Source organism: Spirosoma sp. KCTC 42546, from assembly GCF_006965485.1.
Lineage (GTDB): Bacteria > Bacteroidota > Bacteroidia > Cytophagales > Spirosomataceae > Spirosoma.
Genome location: NZ_CP041360.1, coordinates 2,891,655 through 2,909,153, shown reverse-complemented (window position 1 = coordinate 2,909,153; position 17,499 = coordinate 2,891,655). Strand labels below are relative to the sequence as shown.

Sequence of the window (17,499 nt, the reverse complement as noted above, 5' to 3'; positions counted from 1 at the left end):
ATGTAGCTTCATTGTTTACATCTTTACAGGAAGATCCAACATACAGGGACATCGTTAGGAAAAAATTGCTATAAAGTAAGGTTAGCAATAAAGAGTAAAGCCAAAGGTAAAAGTGGCGGTGCACGAGTCATCACTCATTTACACATTGTTCAGACAACTATAATTTTACTAACCATTTACGATAAAGCGGAAAAGGAAAATCTAGACCCAAAGGAACTTGACGAACTCCTTGCTGAACTTGATTGATTTATATAAAGAAGGGGCCTGACGTTCGAACGTCAGGCCCCTTCTTTATATAAATCAATTTTCGATTACTCAACCACTGCTTCGGGCTTCTTTACCGTAATGGTCAGCGTTTCGCCTTCACCACTGTAGTCGGCCAGAATGACGTCGCCGTCTTTCAGTTCACCTTTTAGGATTTCTTCAGCAACGGGGTCTTCAAGGTAACGCTGGATAGCGCGACTCAACGGACGGGCACCGTACTGCGGATCATACCCTTTCTCGGCCAGGAAGTCTTTCGCCTTCTCTGTCAGTTCAACAGTATAACCCAGGTTGGTAACACGGCCCAGCAGTTTACCCAGCATCAGGTCAATGATTTTGTGGATGTCTTCGCGCAAGAGCGAGTTAAACACAATCACATCGTCCAAACGGTTCAGGAACTCAGGCGAGAACGCTTTACGCAGTGCACTTTGAATCGTGCTCTTCATCAAATCATCCTGTGTTTCCGCGCTCTTCTTGGTTGCGAAACCGATACCCGCACCAAAATCTTTCAGGTCACGAACCCCGATGTTGGAGGTCATGATGATGATTGTGTTCCGGAAATCAACCCGGCGACCCAGACCGTCGGTCAGGATACCATCGTCAAGCACCTGCAACAGGATGTTGAACACATCCGGGTGGGCTTTTTCGATTTCATCCAACAGCACGACACTGTAAGGCTTCCGACGAATTTTTTCGGTCAACTGACCACCTTCTTCATAACCCACGTAACCTGGAGGTGCCCCAACCAAACGGCTAACGCTGAATTTCTCCATGTATTCCGACATATCGATACGAACCAGCGCATCGTCTTTGTCGAACAGGTAAGTAGCCAGCACTTTGGCAAGTTCTGTTTTACCTACACCCGTCGGGCCAAGGAAAATGAACGAACCGATAGGTTTCTTAGGATCTTTTAAACCAACACGCGTCCGCTGAATAGCTTTCACTAGTTTGTCAATGGCCGACTGCTGACCAATTACACGGCCTTTCAGTTCATCGCCCATGTTGACAAGTTTCTTGCCTTCATCGTTCGATACGCTCGTCACTGGAATACCGGTCATCATGGCTACTACTTCAGCCACGTTTTCTTCGGTAACCTTATAGCGACGTTTCTTGGTGTCTTCCTCCCAAAGTTGTTTCGCGCGCTCAAGCTGGTCGATCAGGCGTTTTTCCTTATCGCGAAGCTGAGCGGCTTCTTCGTATTTCTGGCTCTTAACAACCTGATTTTTCTCCTTCTTGATGTTCTCGATCTGCTCTTCGAGTCTCAGAATATCTTCAGGAACCGTAATGTTTGAAATGTGTACACGAGCACCCACTTCGTCCATTACGTCAATAGCTTTATCAGGAAGGAATCGATCCGAGATATACCGTTCTGACAACTTCACAGCAGCCTCGATAGCTTCTTTCGTGTAGTCAACATGGTGGTGATCTTCGTATTTATCCTTGATGTTATTCAGAATTTCGATGGTTTCGTCAATCGATGTGGCATCCACCATTACCATCTGGAAACGACGAGCCAGGGCTCCATCCTTCTCGATATACTGACGATATTCATCAAGTGTGGTAGCACCGATACATTGAATGTCGCCCCGCGCCAATGCCGGTTTGAACATGTTCGACGCATCGAGTGAACCCGACGCACCACCTGCTCCAACTATCGTGTGCAACTCATCAATGAACAGAATAACCTCCGGCGATTTTTCAAGCTCGTTCATCACGGCCTTCATCCGCTCTTCAAACTGTCCGCGGTACTTTGTACCTGCCACGAGCGATGCAAGGTCAAGTGTAACAACACGCTTACCGAATAGCACCCGCGAAACTTTCTTCTGCACAATGCGCAGAGCCAGTCCTTCGGCGATAGCCGTTTTACCAACCCCTGGCTCACCAATCAGGATTGGATTGTTTTTCTTCCGGCGGCTCAGAATCTGAGCTACCCGTTCAATTTCTTTTTCGCGACCAACAATGGGATCGAGTTTGCCAACTTCGGCAAGTTTGGTCAGGTCTCGGCCAAAGTTATCCAGTACAGGTGTCCGTGATTTCTCGGTACCTTTTGGATCTTTGCCTGAACCGGAACTGCTTCCGCCAAACATGCCACGGTCGTTGTCGTCATCGTCGGTTTCGGGACCCATCACCGGGCGGGTTCCCGAAGATTGATATTCGAGCATCTCCTTAATGACTTCGTAGTTAATATTGAATTTATTGAGAATCTGGGTGGCGACATTGTCTTCATCACGCAGAATCGACAGTAACAGGTGTTCCGTTCCAATGAGCGGGCTTTTGAAAATCTTAGCTTCCAAATAGGTGATTTTCAGCGTCTTTTCCGACTGACGGGTCAGAGGAATATTCGCTAGATTTTTCACGTTGTTGGTGGCTGTTCCTTTCGTGGCCTGTTCAATTGTGACCCGGAGTTCGTCGAGTGAGATACCGAGTTTCTTCAGTAAGCCCACCGCTACACCCTCACCCTCACGAATCATACCCAGCAAGAGGTGTTCTGTGCCGATATAATCGTGGCCTAAGCGTAAGGCTTCTTCCCGACTCAGCGTGATGACTTCCTTTACGCGGTTTGAGAATTTTGCTTCCATTCGTTTTAGGGTCTCCTTAGGTAAGCTACTATACTGTGCCTAACGAAGAGTTTTAAGGATTTGTTCACTCCCGTAGGCCAGCCCTTAACACGTCCGCAGCGGACGGTCCCTGACAGAACAACAGGTCTATAATACTTAGGTTTGGTACAAATTCAACGCCAAAATTTTGCGGGTATTCTACCGGCTGGTGGAATATATACGTTTCCGGTCTATTTCCCGGATTCAACCTCGATCGAGCGTCAAATAGACCGACCGGTGTTGTTTTATCATACCATTCTGTCAGGTTTATTGGTATCCGTAGCTGCATCAATTTCAGACAAATTGTCAGCAGTTCCAGATTCAAGTCAAATAAAAAAGTCCATTTTTTTTGATAAACCGGCTCAAAATAGGGCGCATAGTATTCAAAAAATGGGGCTTTCCCATAACCCGCCTTCAGGCATCGCCAGTGGTGCATCTGCCAGGCCTGGTCGTTCGCTATCCGAAGATCACGAATGGGCTGATGGTGCGTTCTCTGCTGTACGGGCACTGTTAGCGTATCAATTTTGTTAGCTGTCCGAACATAGCACCTGTTTCGATAGCTTTGTTTCTGGTAATGCTCATGGGCTTCGATTTGCACTCCTCCAAACCGCATTAGCCCCGACACATAATCTAAACAGGGCAAATAGTGTAATTCAACTACTAAACCGGTCAAACGAGACCCTAACCAATGCGTTTCCAATGATAACTTAAGTATCCGTTCACAAATAAAGCAAAAATTCAATACCACCAACGAGTTTTAGTATTTTTTTAATTTTTGGCAAAAGCAGTGCTTTCGGCTTCTGCCCGCTCTACGTTATCCAGATGAAATTTTTTCGGCTATTATCGCGTCTGCCACTTGGTATACTATATGGCATTTCTGATGTACTGGCTTTTTTACTTCTCCATATAGTTCGTTACCGGCGTACAGTTGTTCTGGAAAATTTACGGTTCTCATTTCCGGAAAAATCCCCCTCCGAAATCCGCCAGATTATGAAGGGTTTTTACCAGGATTTAGCGGATTTATTTGTTGAAATCATCAAGTTACCCGCTCTTTCACCCGATGAATTACAGAAACGTGTTCGGGTCACTAATCCAGAGTTAGTTCAGGAAAAGATACGCGCAGGTCAGACGGCTATAGGCATGACATCTCATCAGGGAAACTGGGAGTGGATTCCAGGGGCTTTTGTGCAGAAGGGGATCCCCGTCGACAGCATTTATAAACCCCTAACCAATTCATTTTTCGAGAAGGTGATGTATCAGATCCGATCTAGTTTCGGAGCTGTTCCAACCCCAATGCATACCTTACCTCGGCAGATGGCCGCCCGAAAGCATATTCCCCGCTTGATTGGCCTTATGTCGGATCAGGTACCTGATGTGCCTGAACAGGCCTACTGGACTGATTTTCTGCATCGGGATACTCCATTTTATCCCGGTGCAGAACGGCTGGCCCGCAGCCGGAACCTGCCGGTATTTTATATGGAGCCAGTTCGTGTACGTCGGGGGTATTACGAAGTTTCCGTAAAGCTTCTTGCTGAGCCCCCTTACACAGATTTACCACCTGGTACTATTTTAGAACGCTATCGGGATCAAATAGAAACCACCATCCGAAATCACCCGTCCGACTGGCTCTGGTCCCATAAACGCTGGAAACACTGGCGTGGAAAATATGCCAAAGTAGGCGCCAAACTGACGTAGGGTTAACCAGTAGACTTCCAGAGACCAGAAGAATCAATTCAAGGCTTTTACCATATAATTTTCGGTAACTAAATTAGTATTTTTTATATTTAGGGCAGCCAATAGGTTTATCTCGCTATTCGGGCTGCTCACCTAGATGATTTTTTTTCGACTCTTATCCCATTTGCCATTCCCTGTTCTCTATGGTATTTCGGATGTCTTATACTTCTTCATTCGTTATGTATTTCGATACCGGGAACAAGTTATTCTGGAAAATTTAAAGCGCTCATTCCCTGACAAGTCTCCCGAAGATATTCGCTTGATTGCGAACGACTTCTACCGTAATTTGACTGATATTCTCGTTGAAACCATCAAACTAGCCAGTATCTCTCCCTGCGAGTTAAAGAAGCGGTTTGTGTATACAAATCCGGAAGTAATAAAGGATTTTTTGACGGCTGGTCAAACTGTTATCTGCACCGGCTCGCATCAATGTAACTGGGAATGGGTTCCGTCGGCCGCGGTCGTTATTGGTATACCGGTCGACAGTGTGTATAAGCCGTTGACTAGCCCAAACATGGAGAAAATTATGCAGGAGGTGCGGGCCAGCCATGGCGCGGTTCCAACTCCCATGAACCTTCTGCCCCGTCAGATGGTCGTGCGCAAAGATATCCCGCGTGTAATTGCGCTGGTGGCAGACCAGGTTCCCGATGTACCCGAGCAGGGGTACTGGATGGATTTCCTATACCGCGATACCCCATTTTACCCCGGCACCGAACGTTTGGCCCGGAGCCGGAACCTGCCCGTATTCTTTCTGGAGTTAATCCGAGTGCGCCGGGGTTATTACGAAGGCACCTTTTCGCTCATTGCCGAACCACCGTACAAGTGCTTATCGGAAGGAGCCATTCTGGAGAGCTACAGGAATAAATTGGAAAAGAGTATCTGTAAACACCCGTCCGACTGGCTCTGGTCCCATAAACGCTGGAAACACTGGCGCGGAAAGTATGCCAAAGTAGGTGCCAAACTAACATAGAGCTATGTCATACTTCTATGAAAGTGCCTGAAAATTAGCACTTTAGCCAACTAAAAACCTCTAAATCCCCTGAAGAGGACTTTATCTAAGCAAGAGTAAAGTCCTCTTCAGGGGATTTAGAGGTTTTTAGATATTATTAAAGAATTACAACGAATCCCGACGGGCTTTCTCGGCTCTGGTCGAATCCCGTTTATCTTTCAGTTTTCTAGCCTCGGTTGAAATGGCATCAGAAGCATTGTCTAATCCCCTATTCACCGCTCGCCCTGTTCGCTGAGCGGTAGTATCAATTGCCTCACCGGCAACTTTTGCTTTGCTCTTGATCCCCTGCCCCACTTCCCTGGTCGTTTCACCGGCAGCCCGGCTTGTATTTTTAAGGTCATCTTTCAGGCGAGCTTTCCGCTCGGCCTTTTCCTGCTTCCGCATTTCTTTCTTACTCATGGCTGTACTGTCCTGTGCGTAGGCACCAACAGTCAGCATCATAGCGAGTGCAAATACACTCAATAGCTTGGTTTTCATAACGTTCTTGAGTTAGCAATAGGTTGTGTCTTCTTTTAGGCGTACCCGTCCCGGTTAATTAACCGTGAGGATGGCACACTGTTAATTCAACCGCTTACCCGTGTTTTTGTTTGCTGAATTCGATTTAACGAACTCACTACCAGTCCTGATTTGTGTTTCGATACTACCTCCCATAAGCGAACATTTACCTTAACCCTAACGTTAGCCAAGTACACATAATCCAAACCGGAAAGCCGCTTTTTCCGTACCTTTGTGTTGTCAAACGGCTCTGCCGCTATCTGTATGCTCGATTCGCTGCTTACTCCTTCTTCATCAGCCACATTGGCTGCTTCTCCCGTTCTCTACACGCCTTCGCTTACGCAGTACATCCGTCGGCAAACCATAACGGTCAATATTGGTGATGTGCCAATGGGCTCTGGTTACCCAATCCGAGTGCAGTCGATGACAACGATCGACACGATGGATACGCTTGGTTCCGTAGCGCAAAGTATCCGGATGATTGAGGCTGGTTGTGAGTACATTCGGATTACGGCTCCGAGCGTGAAGGAAGCCCAGAACCTGGAGAATATCCGTAAGGAATTACGGGCCCGGGGTTATACCACACCCTTGGTGGCCGATATCCACTTTACGCCCAACGCGGCCGAGCTGGCGGCCCGGATCGTGGAGAAAGTCCGCATCAATCCAGGTAATTACGCCGATCGTAAACGCTTTGAATTTATTGACTATACCGATGCCGCCTATGCCGCCGAACTGGATCGGATTCGGGCGAAATTTCTGCCACTGGTACGTATCTGTAAAGAATATGGTACGGCTATGCGCATCGGTACTAACCATGGTTCCCTCTCCGACCGGATTCTGAGTCGCTATGGCGATACGCCGGTTGGCATGGTAGAATCGGCACTGGAGTTTTTACGGATTTGCGAGGACGAGAATTATTACAATATTGTCCTGTCGATGAAGTCGAGCAACCCGCAGGTGATGGTGCAAGCCTACCGGTTGCTGGTGCAACGGCTGGACGAAGAAGGACTGAAACCCTACCCCTTGCACCTCGGCGTGACCGAAGCGGGCGAGGCCGAAGACGGGCGCATCAAGTCGGCGTTGGGGATTGGTACGCTGCTGGAAGATGGTATTGGTGACACGGTTCGCGTATCGCTGACGGAAGAACCGGAGCGGGAAGCGCCCGTTGCTCAGGCGTTAATTGATCGCTATACCCATCGGACGTCTGAAAGCAAAGCTATTCCTGCCATTGAAAATTACCCCATTAATCCGTTTCAGTACACCCGCCGAACAACCCACGACGTGGTCAACTTCGGTGGACAGAATGTACCACGCGTTATTGCTGATTTCAGTCAGACACTCGTTACAGAACATAAAGATCTCCATCCGATTGGCCACTTTTATCTGCCCGAGCCTGACAAGTGGCGGATGAATGATTTGGGTGCCGATTACATCTATACAGGTTCGCAACCGGCGCAATTTATGTTGCCTAATGGTCTGAAACAGATTCTGGATTTTGCTGCCTGGCAAACCGTTTCTGACCAGGTTAATACGTTTCCGTTGCTGACTGCTGATGCGTATTTACAGAGTCATGTAAACAAAGGGTCATTACAGGTACGCCTGAACTTTGTTCAGGTATCACTGCCCGAGTTGTCTGATGAATTGCTTGACGTACTGCGCACCGACCGTACCGTTGTGCTACTCATTAAAACCGATAATGCACACGCCATGCCGGAGTTGCGGAGACTGTTTGTTGAGCTGATTAACCAGGGACTAACAACCCCTGTTGTTGTACAACGAGCTTATGCAGAAATACCTTCGGAAGACATTCCGCTCTATGCCTCAACGGATGTGGGCGGTTTGCTGATTGATGGGTTGGGTGATGGGATTATGCTTTCAGCAACCGGGCAGTCCGAACCCAATACATTAAAAACGTTAAATAGTCTGTCCTTTGGCATTTTACAGGCAGCTCGAACCCGCATTACGAAAACCGAGTATATATCCTGTCCATCCTGTGGACGGACTTTGTTCGATTTACAGGAAACGACGGCACACATCCGCCAACGAACCGATCATCTGAAAGGGGTTAAAATCGGCATTATGGGATGTATTGTAAACGGGCCGGGCGAGATGGCCGATGCCGACTATGGCTATGTAGGAATCGGGCGGGATAAAATTGCTCTCTACCGGGGTCAGCAGGTGATCAAAAAATCGGTTCCTGCCGATCGTGCCGTTGATGAACTAATCGAACTGATTCGCGAAGACGACCGATGGATTGAACCCAGCTTAGTCAATGAATAATGTAAAATGGATAATGGTCGCCAAGAAAAATTTTCTGGCAATCATGTTTGTTATGTAGGTGAGTAGTATCATTATTCTTTATCCATTTTACATTATCCATTAATTCTCCTCGTGAACAGATTCATCGATTACCTCAAAATTGGGCCTGTCTTTTCGTATTTCCTGCGGGTATTCCGCAAACCTGACCCAAATCAGCCGACGAGTGTAAACCTCCGCATGATGCATGGCATCAATCGGATCTCCATTGTTATGTTTTTGTTTGCCGTTATTGTCTATACCGTCCGCCACTGCGTCCGATGAATACCGAAACGATACGCGATTACTGTATTGCCAAACCGGGTGTTACGGAATCATTTCCCTTCGGTGGCGATGCCCTGGTGTTTAAGGTGGGCGGCAAGATGTTTGCCCTGCTGGCTACAGAGAGTCAGCCCACCACAATTAACTTAAAATGTGATCCTGAACGGGCTGTTCAACTTCGGGAAGAACATAGTGCTGTAACACCCGGTTACCACATGAACAAGACCCATTGGAACACCATTACGATTGATGGCCGCGTGCGAACGGCAGACGTGCAGGAATGGATTGACCATTCGTATGAACTGGTCAAAAAAAGTTTGCCGAAGGCTTTACAAATAGGCCTGATCTGAGCGTATTGCTTGTTCAAACTACCTAAAAGACTTAAATTCGCAAGGGGAGAAAACCCAGACTGAGATATGGAAGTTGTAGGATTAGGGCTACTTTTCGGCATTTACCTAACCATCCGGTATTTCATGGTCGACCATGATACCGTATCGGATAAAGACCGAAAACGGTTTAAAAAAGGGATTGAACTGGTTCAAAATCGAAATAGTACAGAAGCTTATTCTTATTTCGACGATGCTGTTCGGCAGTATCCCAAGTCGGCTATTGCTTACGCCTATAGGGGTAAATGCCAGCTTGCCCAGGAGAATTACTATTCCGCCATCTACGACTTGACTGAAGCCATCAGCCGTGACAATACCCTGGCTGAGTGCTATCTGGATCGGGGTATTGCGCTTTATTATACCAACGAGTTTCAGCAGGCATTCCGTGAGTTTGATAAGGCCGTCTGGTTTTATCGAGATGAACAGCCTGATGCGTACCGCTGGCGGGCCTTAGCGCGCATTCAGCTTCGCCAACTTCCCCAGGCCGAAAATGACCTCCGCCGGGCCGTCTTACTTGGCGACGAAAATTCGTTTCATATTCTCCTTCTGCCGCCATTTACCCGGCCAGTGTACCAAAGGCCTTAAGCAAGTAGCATCAGTCCTTTCTGCTTTAACTTCTAGTAATCCTACTGGCGTTTTCATCGCTGATTATTAATAAAATAGAACCAGAAGGATCCATTAGAATTTAACGGATGTACACCAGAAAGTGCATTCGATCGCTCATACTATAGTTCCTTCTATCAATCGGGTAACATTCTATAGCCAATCAATATCTCTGTGAGTTCGGCCTCTATCTACCTAGAATTTCACAAAACTCATTATCAGCCAACTAAGTAATAGCCCATTTTAGCCCCCTTTGCTTTTTTTCTTTTTATAGAAATTCACTTATCCTAGTTAGCCTATATTTTTGTTTCTTTGCCCGTTTAATGCCCTTTTAATTCATTTCATCACTCATTCTAAAACGTATCTGCTTATGCAATTACTTGTACGCAGTAGCTTCCTGCTGTTGCTCGGTTTGCTAATGCTACCTAAGGTGTATGCCCAGGATCGGGTTATAACCGGGAAGGTTACCTTAGCCAAAGACGGCAGTGCCCTACCCGGCGCAAACGTGCAGTTAAAAGGCACCACTCGTGGTACCACCACCGACGGCGCCGGAAATTATAAACTCTCTGTTGGCCCTAATGCAAGCCTGGTAATCAGCCTGATTGGTATGGTTGCTCAAACCATTGAGGTCGGTTCAAAAAGCCAGGTTGATGTTACATTAGTCGAGTCAGAATCTGAACTGAACGAGGTGGTTGTCACAGCGCTTGGTATTCGTCAGGAGAAACGAGCGTTAGGCTACTCGGTAGGTGAAGTAAAAGGCTCCGACATTTCCAACGCGCAGCGTGATAACTTCCTGGTTGGCATGCAGGGACGCGTGGCAGGGCTAACCATGACCACCACCTCGGGAACACCAGGATCATCGGCCATGATTCAGTTACGCGGTGCCAGTTCGATTGGTGGCAATAACCAGCCCCTATTTGTTGTCGATGGGTTGCCCATTGATAACCGTACGTTCAATCAGGGTGCGCTGGTGTCTAATCGCCCTAACCGCGACAATGATTACCTGAACCGGGCTGCCGACATTAACCCGAACGACATTGAAAGTATTACGGTACTGAAAGGCCCCGAAGCTGCGGCTCTGTATGGGATTGATGCCTCATCGGGAGCTATTGTTATCACGACTAAGAAAGGCAGCAAAGGAGCTGCTCGTGTGAGCTATGACAATCGCTTTCAGAGTACAGAAGTCTATCGCTTTCCAGAAGTACAAACGGTCTATGGGCGTGGTGCCCTGGGTTACGCCAATCCAAGTGCGGCTACGATTCCCGCCTATTTCGGGCCTAAGTACGCAGCAGACGCCCCTCTCTACGACAATATTCACAGCTTTTTCCAGAAAGGATTTACCCAGGTGCATAACCTCGGTTTTGAAGGCGGCAGTGATATAGCCACGTATCGCTTATCAACCAACTACACCAACCAAACCGGTGTTGTCCCCACTACGGGCTATAAACGATTGTCGGTACGGTTAACGGGTACGGCTCGTATTAGCCCAAAACTAGACGTGATGACTTCGTTTAACTACGTGAATTCGCAGGTGACGAAAGCCATCCGGGGAAATTATGGGTTTGTGATTAGTTTACTTGCCTGGCCTGCCAACGACGACATCACGAACTACCTCAATCCGGATGGTACGCGCCGGATCTTGGGCGGTAGCATTAACCAGGGCGAAACGGACAACCCGTTCTTCTCAGTTAATAAGAACAAAAGTGGTGACGTTACCAACCGGACTATCACCAACTTTCAGTTGAACTACAACCCGACACCCTGGCTGAACCTGACTGGACGCTTCGGCGCTGATTTGTACTCAACCCAGAGCAATCTGTTCCTGAGTCCTGAATCGTGGCAGGGAACGGATGTTACACTGGGTGGTTTTTCTACGAAGGGCTCGGTTGAAAATGCACTGGAAAACAGCCAGTTGCTGAATGGTAATCTGTTGGCTACGGTCAAGAAAAATTTTGGCAAGCTGAATACGTCTTTACTGCTTGGTACCACCATCGACGACCGCAATTATAAGGTGACGACGGCCTACGGGGAGAAACTGTATCTGCCCGATTTCAATTCGACCAACAACACGGACCCAACGACCCAGCGCAACAAATACACCCAGACGCAACAACGCCTGCAAAGTGTGCTGGGAAGCTTGACATTGAACTACGACGAGTTATTGATTCTGACCCTGACCGGCCGGAATGACTGGTCGAGTACGCTCCCCGCTGCCAACCGGAGTTTCTTCTACCCGGCGGCTTCATTAGCCTTTAACTTCTCCGATCTGCCAGCGCTTAAAGCCCGTGGGAACACCTTCTATTATGGTAAGTTCCGGGCCAGCTACGGCCAAACAGGCCGGGATGCACCACCCTATAAAGTGGCTGCAACTTTGGTTCCACAGACCTCGACCGGCGGGGGGTTCGCCTATGATTTCTACGGCAGTAACCCTAACCTGAAACCAGAGCGTGGCGAAAGCTATGAAATTGGAACGGAGTTGATGTTTTTCGGAGGGCGGTTAGGGCTTGACTTCGCGTATTACAACAAGACCTTATCGCAGCAAATTGTTACCCAGCGCCTTAGCTATGGAACGGGCTTCATTTTCGGTCTGCTCAACGGTGGCACCTTTAATAACCGGGGTGTCGAACTTCAGCTAAAGGGATCGCCGGTGAAGAAGGCCGATTTTGGGTGGGATGTGATTCTGAACTTCTCGAAGCTAAAAACTGACGTAAAGAATTTACCGGCCGACGTACCGGAATATTACAACTCAGATACCTGGCTTTATGGTAACGCTCGTTCCAGTGCGTTTGTGAGTAATCTACAAGACTACTTCCCTAGTACCAACGTAGCCTATCGGAGCTATAATTTCAATTATTACCAGCGCGGAAGTGGGTCAGCTACGGCCATTGGTGGCTATAGCTATGCCCGAAATAAAAACGGCGATATTCTGGTGAATCCAACCAATGGATTACCTATCACGAACGCCAACTTCCTGCCCATTGGTGATCGTAACCCAGACTTTACGATTGGTTTAACAAACTCGTTCCGGTACAAATCGCTGAGTCTATCGTTCCTGCTCGACATCCGTAAAGGGGGCGACGTATTCAATGGAACGGCTATGTACCTCTGGCGTTCCGGGTTGAGCAAGAAAACCCTTGATCGTGATACACCGGTAGTTTTCAAAGGTATTTTACGCGATGGAAAAGAAGATTCCAACACGCCAACACCGAACACGATTCAGGTGATTCCGTCGCTACGCTCGACGGATTATTACAGTTCGATTCCCGAATCGGAGTTTGTTGAGAAAGACATTAACTGGTTACGTTTACGCGATGTCACGATCAGTTATGTACTTCCCTCAGCCTTACTAAGCCGATCGAAGGTGTTCAAGCAAGCCAGTGTTTTTGTGAACGGAACCGACCTCTTTCTGCTAACAAACTACACCGGTGCTGACCCGAACGTAAACGGTACAACCGCTACCTCGGGTGGCGTTGGTGCAGGTGGCATCGACTTTGGTACGTTGTCGGTACCCCGCGGATTATCAGCTGGTCTACGCGTAGGATTTTAATTTATATATGATGCATGATAGATGACATATACTGTACGATATGATATAATTGACAACGCAGCAGGCCAGCGAAATCAATATATATCTTACATCCTACAACATATATCTTACTTCATACATCCTACATCTCATATCATACATCAATGAAACAACTTACTATACTCGCCCTTCTGTTCTGCCTGATGACGCTGAGCAGCTGCGAGAAATACCTTGATATAAACCGAGACCCATCGAATCCGCAGATCGCGGAAGGGTACGTGTTATTGCCGCCAATGATTGCCCAGATGGCATTTGGGGAGCAGTTCGACTCCCGTTTTATCGGCAAATACATCCAGAACTGGGGTGAAGCCACAGCCAACAGCACCTGGGATCGGATGGGTTACGATGCTGGTTCCGATAATGCCGGGCTGATCTGGCGGGTACACTATTGGAACCTGGGCCAAAACGTTCAGCTTGTCCTCGACGATGCTACAGCCAAACAGAAATGGGATTACAGTGGGGTTGCCAAAGCCATGTTTGCCTGGAGCTGGCAGACCACAACTGACTACCATGGCGAAATCATCCTGAAAGAAGCGTTCGAGCCAAACCGTTATGTGTTCGATTATGATACTCAGGAAGAAGTGTATGCCTATGTTCAGAAACTGGCAAACGATGCCCTCACCGACCTGAACCGGACGGATGGGAATGTGTCGCAGGCATCGCTGGCACGAGGTGATCTGGTGTATGCGGGTGACCGCAGCAAATGGATTAAGTTTGTATACGGTGTACTGGCTCGTAACGCCAACCACATTAACAACAAAGCCACTTACAAGCCTGACGTCGTTATTGATTATTGCAATAAGTCGCTGGCTAGTAATGCAGACAACTTCAATGTGCCGTTCACGGCGGGAGGAAACTCAGCGCTGGCTAACTTCTTCGGTCCTACCCGTAGCAACCTGGGTACCTATCGGCAAACCGATTTCCTGGTGAGTTTACTGGATGGCCGGGTCTTTAACGGTGTAGCTGATCCACGCCTGCCAATTCTGGCAACTGCTTCTCCAGACGGCGTCTATCGGGGTGTTCTGCCCACACAGGGCGATCCCAACAACGTAAATGGCAATACCAAGCGCATTCCGACCTTATGGGGTGAATTGCCGAACCTGGTTGTAGCCGGTACAACGCCGGGCAAATACGTGTACAAAGACGGAGTTCCACTTCCAATTCTGACGTATTCGGAAATTCAGTTCATCAAAGCTGAAGCGGCCTTTATCAAAGGCGATAAAGCAATGGCGCTAAGTGCCTATCAGGCAGGCATCGGGGCCGCCCTCGACTACGCGGGTGTAGCCGCAGCCGACAAAGCGAAGTTTCTGGCCAGTGCTGCGGTAGCGCAATCGGCCAGTGAGCTAAAAATCAGTGATATCATGATGCAGAAATACCTTTCGCTGGTAGGTCATGGCATTATTGAAAGCTGGGTAGACATGCGCCGATATCATTACGATCCATCCGTTTATGTTGGCTTCACCCCACCAAGCGGTACGCAGCTTTTCCCGGACAACAATGGCAAACTAGCTTATCGGGTACGTCCTCGCTACAACTCAGAGTATGTATGGAACCGGGCCTCGCTGGATAAATACGGCGGCAATGCACTCGATTATCATACGGTTGAACCCTGGTTTTCTCAGAAATAATTTTTTTGTCATTCATCAATGAAACATATCATTAACTACGTTCTGCTTTTCGGCACCGGGCTGCTCCTACTGGCCTGTGGTGATAAGGCCAACTTCCTCGACTCAGTAACGCCTGCCACGGGCGCACGGGTGAGATTTTATCATCTGGCTCCAGATTTGGCCGGTGTTGACGTCTATGTAAACGACCAGAAATTTTCGGGTGTCAACACGATTCCTCCAGCAGTGGCAGTTCCATTGAGCTATACCAATTCGTTTCCGGCTCAGGACTACGCTATATTGACTCCTGGCACCGTTAAAGTAAAAATTGTAGTGCCAGCCAGCACAACAGCCTCAACAGATGCGACCATAGCCACAACTGATCTGACAACTCAGGCTGATACCTACTATTCGGTGTTTTTGTACGGCACGGCGCCAACCTATAGTACACTGACGCTAACCGACAATTTAACGCCTGCTGATCCTACGAAAGCCTATATTCGTTTTCTGAACTTTGTGTCGGGAGACGATGCGAATGCTACTTACGATTTGCTTGTTAACGGATCTCCAGTGGTAATGGGTGTTGCCCCGCTAAAAGGAGCGGCTACATTTGTTGCTATTCCCTCCATTGGTTATAACGCGACGGCAGTAACCGTGCAGGTCCGACCAACCAGCACAACAACTGTAACAGCCTCCACTACTCTACAACCTTACGCGGGTCGTTCTTATACGTTTATTGCCAGAGGAGTTGTGGGTGGAACAGGTACCAAAGCTGTTAGTATCAATGGAATAGGTAACGCCAACACAATAAATCGGTAGTGATATGTTGATAAAAAAGGGCGTTCCTACAGCAGGAACGCCCTTTTTTATCAATTGACGGAAGTTTTTATTTCAATTTCCCCATCTGTTCCACATTCCGGCGAGTGTCAATGTGGCTTGCCTGGGCCAGTTCCATCGATTTTTGTGCGGCTTTCTGAGCATCTGCCGATTTACCACTCCGTCGATACGCTTCGGCTAACTCATAGTATAAATCAGCCTGTTCTTTTTGGCCAGGTTTAAGGGCCAACCCCTTGTTAACCCATTTCACAACCGCTGGTGCATCAGTGGCATCCGGACTAGCCCGGTTAAAAAGGTGCGTAATATAAATGTATTCGGGTACGATTAACTGATTTGCATTCACCTGATTATCCATCCGCTCAACAGCCTTGGCCGTTTGATGAGCCCGGAAGTACGCATTAACTTCGGGTAATAATGTTCGGTTAGCCGCCACTTTAGGATCAATTCCAATTTTGACCAGGTCCTGCCGAATCTGCAAAATTCGAGAAATCGGAAACTGTGCGCCACGACCGCTAAACAACGATGACATGATGATATTTTCGGCCACCATCTGTGCTTCCTTGGCTCCATATGCTTTGCGATACGCATCCATATGGCCAACCATATACTGAAACATCGGATTCTCAGAATCGAGTACGAGTTTTTGCAAGGCCAGCCAATTTGTTTGGTTGGCGTAGGTTGCCGGGGATTGTTGCCGGGCATAATCAGTCATAGCCGCCATATTCGCAACCGTATCTTTTGTTACGCGGCTGTACATAGCATAGTCGATCAGGAAATTTGCAGACCGTTCGCCCTGCTGATAACGTGCCTTCATCGTCTGGCTACGCGCCTTAGTATCCAATGCCGTGTTGCCATGGCGAATGACCTCATCCGTTGAGTTATTACTCATCGCGAAATGGATCAGATTCTGCTGTGGATCAAAGTAAAGAAACAACGGCAAGGAGGGAACAAACAACCGGCGGCTATTCAGGAAGGCCTGCGTTGCAGGTTGGTTGATATCTATTTTGGTACTGATAAACTTACTATTGTAAAACTTACCGACACGAATATCAGCCAGCGTTGGAATAAAGCTCTGGCAAACATGGCAGGTTGGCGAATAGATTTCCACAAATACGGGTTTACCAGCCCGACGTGCTTCCTGAAACACTTGCTCAACCGGCACTGACTTAAACTCAACTCCCTTTTGCGCAAGGGCACTCGTAGCCACAAAGAGCAGCAGAAGAATTTTTTTCATGAATCGTAAAATCATTGGTAAAGAGGCATCAGCAAATTAACGGCCAATGTCCAGGCTTCGTGCCTACTACTGCTGTTTTTGCTGCTCTTTAATTTCCTCCTCAAGTCGTTTACTGAGTACCCGGCAGGTGTTTTCGATGTCGGTGGCCATGCGCTTATCGCCCGTTGCGTTAATGGCGGTATCGGCAATGCCGCTCATCATTTCAATCAGGAAGCGTTTCATGTCAATCACTTCCATCTCCTTTGTCCAGAGGTCAATTTTAAGCGTGCTGTTATGATAGTGATCCCAAAGTGCAATGGCAATGGCTCGGGTATCGCTAAGTCCCTCGTTCGGGTTGTCGGTGGCTTCCCAGTAGATTTTTTCGGGGATATTCTGATTATCTAGCTCAACCGAAAAGTGAATGTCTGATTTTTTCATAGGACAAAAATACGGAACGTGGGTGGGAAATATAGTGTAAGTAGATTAGAATACTGAGGCAATCCAATTACCTCTTTAGACGATTGAGAACACAACATGATCGTAATCAGTTTGCTTGATCGATCAGAAAAAACCGGGTACTTTCGCAGTCAAAGCAGT

14 protein-coding genes are annotated in these 17,499 nt (G+C 47.8%); 9 read left to right on the top strand and 5 right to left on the bottom strand.

The genetic code is table 11. From position 1 onward, the window contains the following. Window positions 1-311: 311 nt before the first annotated feature. The gene (locus tag EXU85_RS11675) at window positions 312-2,840 is read right to left on the bottom strand and encodes an ATP-dependent Clp protease ATP-binding subunit (protein WP_142772251.1); all 2,529 of its coding nucleotides are present in this window, start codon (window positions 2,838-2,840) and stop codon (window positions 312-314) included. A 64-nt stretch (window positions 2,841-2,904) separates the two neighbouring features. Beyond that, window positions 2,905-3,501, bottom strand: a complete 597-nt coding sequence (locus EXU85_RS11670; protein ID WP_371732001.1) for a WbqC family protein — start codon at window positions 3,499-3,501, stop codon at window positions 2,905-2,907. A 179-nt stretch (window positions 3,502-3,680) separates the two neighbouring features. Here EXU85_RS11670 and EXU85_RS11665 point away from each other — a divergent pair, with 179 nt between their 5' ends. Both EXU85_RS11665 and EXU85_RS11660 read left to right on the top strand, forming a co-directional pair. Further along, window positions 3,681-4,553 (top strand): lysophospholipid acyltransferase family protein, encoded by an 873-nt coding sequence (locus tag EXU85_RS11665; RefSeq protein ID WP_142772250.1) that lies wholly within the window; start codon window positions 3,681-3,683, stop codon window positions 4,551-4,553. 136 nt (window positions 4,554-4,689) lie between these two features. Beyond that, window positions 4,690-5,562, top strand: a complete 873-nt coding sequence (locus EXU85_RS11660) for a lysophospholipid acyltransferase family protein (protein ID WP_142772249.1) — start codon at window positions 4,690-4,692, stop codon at window positions 5,560-5,562. Window positions 5,563-5,706: 144 nt separating this feature from the next. Here the strand turns inward: EXU85_RS11660 and EXU85_RS11655 are convergent, their stop codons facing one another. Then, window positions 5,707-6,078 carry a hypothetical protein gene (locus tag EXU85_RS11655; protein ID WP_142772248.1) on the bottom strand — a complete coding sequence of 124 codons (372 nt, stop codon included), beginning with the start codon at window positions 6,076-6,078 and terminating at the stop codon, window positions 5,707-5,709. 282 nt (window positions 6,079-6,360) lie between these two features. Here EXU85_RS11655 and ispG point away from each other — a divergent pair, with 282 nt between their 5' ends. The 7 genes from ispG to EXU85_RS11620 all read left to right on the top strand — a co-directional run bounded on the left by ispG (window position 6,361) and on the right by EXU85_RS11620 (window position 15,671). Further along, on the top strand, window positions 6,361-8,376 hold the full coding sequence (gene ispG / locus EXU85_RS11650; protein WP_142772247.1) for a (E)-4-hydroxy-3-methylbut-2-enyl-diphosphate synthase: 2,016 nt from the start codon (window positions 6,361-6,363) through the stop codon (window positions 8,374-8,376). Window positions 8,377-8,487: 111 nt separating this feature from the next. Further along, window positions 8,488-8,676, top strand: coding sequence for a DUF6728 family protein (locus EXU85_RS11645; protein ID WP_142772246.1), 189 nt, complete (start codon window positions 8,488-8,490; stop codon window positions 8,674-8,676). Continuing rightward, the gene (locus EXU85_RS11640; RefSeq protein ID WP_142772245.1) at window positions 8,673-9,023 is read left to right on the top strand and encodes an MmcQ/YjbR family DNA-binding protein; all 351 of its coding nucleotides are present in this window, start codon (window positions 8,673-8,675) and stop codon (window positions 9,021-9,023) included. Before EXU85_RS11645 ends, EXU85_RS11640 begins: the two co-directional genes overlap by 4 nt. A gap of 66 nt (window positions 9,024-9,089) precedes the next feature. Then, window positions 9,090-9,644 (top strand): tetratricopeptide repeat protein, encoded by a 555-nt coding sequence (locus EXU85_RS11635; protein ID WP_142772244.1) that lies wholly within the window; start codon window positions 9,090-9,092, stop codon window positions 9,642-9,644. 388 nt (window positions 9,645-10,032) lie between these two features. After that, window positions 10,033-13,209 (top strand): SusC/RagA family TonB-linked outer membrane protein, encoded by a 3,177-nt coding sequence (locus EXU85_RS11630; protein WP_168207771.1) that lies wholly within the window; start codon window positions 10,033-10,035, stop codon window positions 13,207-13,209. 143 nt (window positions 13,210-13,352) lie between these two features. Further along, window positions 13,353-14,876, top strand: a complete 1,524-nt coding sequence (locus EXU85_RS11625) for a SusD/RagB family nutrient-binding outer membrane lipoprotein (protein ID WP_142772243.1) — start codon at window positions 13,353-13,355, stop codon at window positions 14,874-14,876. An 18-nt stretch (window positions 14,877-14,894) separates the two neighbouring features. Further along, on the top strand, window positions 14,895-15,671 hold the full coding sequence (locus EXU85_RS11620) for a DUF4397 domain-containing protein (protein WP_142772242.1): 777 nt from the start codon (window positions 14,895-14,897) through the stop codon (window positions 15,669-15,671). Window positions 15,672-15,738: 67 nt separating this feature from the next. On the opposite strand, the gene EXU85_RS11615 is transcribed toward EXU85_RS11620, so the two are convergent. Both EXU85_RS11615 and gldC read right to left on the bottom strand, forming a co-directional pair. Then, complete coding sequence (locus tag EXU85_RS11615) at window positions 15,739-16,923, bottom strand: thioredoxin family protein (protein ID WP_142772241.1); 1,185 nt, start codon at window positions 16,921-16,923, stop codon at window positions 15,739-15,741. 66 nt (window positions 16,924-16,989) lie between these two features. Next, entirely contained in the window at window positions 16,990-17,340 is a 351-nt protein-coding gene (gene gldC / locus EXU85_RS11610) for a gliding motility protein GldC (protein WP_111349042.1), read from the bottom strand. Window positions 17,341-17,499: the final 159 nt, after the last annotated feature.